This is a genomic window from Ruminococcus callidus ATCC 27760 (assembly GCF_000468015.1).
Taxonomy (GTDB): Bacteria; Bacillota; Clostridia; order Oscillospirales; family Ruminococcaceae; genus Ruminococcus_C; species Ruminococcus_C callidus.
On sequence record NZ_KI260396.1, the window covers coordinates 544 to 2,714 of the forward strand.

Sequence of the window (2,171 nt, forward strand, 5' to 3'; positions counted from 1 at the left end):
TCTGTCGCACAATCTTTGTGCGGTATTGCCTATGATTTCTCATGCTGCTACACTCTTAAAACGCTTATGGACACAGGCTCTGAAAGCATTCTATTGGAAATCTTGGGGTGTCGTGTCTGCATTTTTCAAGAAAATGCTGTTTTTCCATGGTGAAGTCCCTCCAAAAAAGTAGAATAATACAATTATCTGCGGGAATAGTATTAGAGTTATTCCGCATAAAGGAATATAATATAAATATAGCACAGGCTTACAACATCTGTCAACTGGAAACGAATATTTTATATAAAAATTATCAAAAAGTACAGGAGGAAAATACTATGAAAAACAACAACCCACAGTGGCTTGAAAATGCAGTATTCTATGAAATCTACCCTCAGAGCTACAAGGACACAAATGCAGACGGTATAGGTGATCTTACAGGTATGACAGAGAGCCTGCCTTACATCAAAAGTATAGGTTGCAATGCAATCTGGATAAATCCATGCTTTGAATCACCTTTCTTTGATGCAGGCTACGATATTTCAAACTACAAAAAAGTTGCTCCCAGATATGGCACGAATGAAGACCTGAAACGTTTCTTTGAAGAAGCACACAAACTCGATATTCATGTTATTCTCGACCTTGTTCCGGGTCATACTTCCATTGAGCATCAATGGTTCAAGGAGTCTATGAAGATTGACAGAAATGAATTTACAGACAGATATATCTGGACAGATTCCGTATGGGAGGATGCAAGCGGAGTTGAGAACATCACAGGCTCTATAAGAGGAATTTCCGACAGAGATGGCACTTGTGCGGCAAATTTCTATACCATTCAGCCGGCACTGAATTATGGTTTTGCAAATCCTACAAAGCCATGGATGCAGGCTGTAGATGCCCCCGGTCCGATGGCAACAAGAGAGGCTATGAAAGATGTTATGCGTTTCTGGCTGAATATGGGCTGCGACGGTTTCCGTGTAGATATGGCACAGTCACTTGTAAAGGGAGATACGGACAGCAAGGCTACAATTGCACTCTGGCAGGATTTCAGGGCATTTCTGAATAAAGAATTTCCTGAGGCTGCTATGATTTCTGAATGGGGTCAGCCGGATAAATCTCTTATGGGTGGTTTTCACATGGATTTTCTGCTGCATTTCGGTCCTTCACATTACAATGACCTTTTCCGTGTGGAAGAACCCTTTTTCTCCAGAAAGGGAACAGGTGATGCATCTGAGTTTGTAAAGACATATGAAGAAAACTATGCAAAAACAGAAGGCAAAGGACTTATCTGTATACCATCAGGCAATCATGATATGTCCAGAATTTCTCAGCGTCTTGACAAGAAAGAAATAAAGCTTGCTTTTTCATTCATTCTCACAATGCCCGGTGCTCCTTTTATTTATTATGGTGATGAAATCGGAATGCGTCACCTTGAAGGTGCAAAGTCAGTTGAGGGCGGTTTTGAGAGAACAGCATCACGTTCACCTATGCAGTGGAATAGCTCTGTAAATGCGGGATTTTCTGCAGCAGACCCTGAGAATCTTTATATTCCTATCGATTCAGATGTCAACCGTCCTACAGTTGAAAAGGCTGTAAATGATCCTGATTCAATTTATAATGAAGTAAGAAAGCTTATAGAGCTCAGACAAGCACACTCAGCACTCAAGAGCAACGGAAAGATTGAATTTCTCTATGCTGAAAAGAATGCATATCCGCTTGTATATCGCCGATACGATGATAATGAAAGTATAATCGTTGCAATAAATCCGTCATCAAACGCAGCTTCATGCAGAATCTCTGGACTCAATATCAAGGAAATTCTCTATACCAATGGAGATGCGGCAGATATAACAGATGGAGTTCTGACAGTGCCAGCAGAAAGTGTTTCTGTATTTTCAGTATAAGATACAGTAAATATGGCATAGGATATGGTGCAACATCAGGCAACCACAGTATGACATTTTTCTGGGCTCTGCGAAAAAATCTCTGTAAATTCAACAACAGTGATAAAAAACGATATTGCGAGCGGCTTGAAAAACAGCCGCTCAATTTTTTTACAGTATACAACAAATACCGTAATTTGTCAAGTTTCTTCAACAGTCAGTCTACTGAAATGGAGCGTAGCGGAATGAAAGCAGACTGACCGTGCCGGCTCAGTTCAGTCTGTCGGGGTACATGATCTCCAGCTCGCC

1 protein-coding gene is annotated in these 2,171 nt (G+C 40.9%); it reads left to right on the forward strand.

The annotated features are described in order from the left end of the window. Nucleotides 1-317 precede the first annotated feature (317 nt). The gene (locus RUMCAL_RS07415) at nt 318-1,883 is read left to right on the forward strand and encodes an alpha-amylase family glycosyl hydrolase (protein WP_040647479.1); all 1,566 of its coding nucleotides are present in this window, start codon (nt 318-320) and stop codon (nt 1,881-1,883) included. The last annotated feature ends 288 nt before the right edge of the window (nt 1,884-2,171 follow it).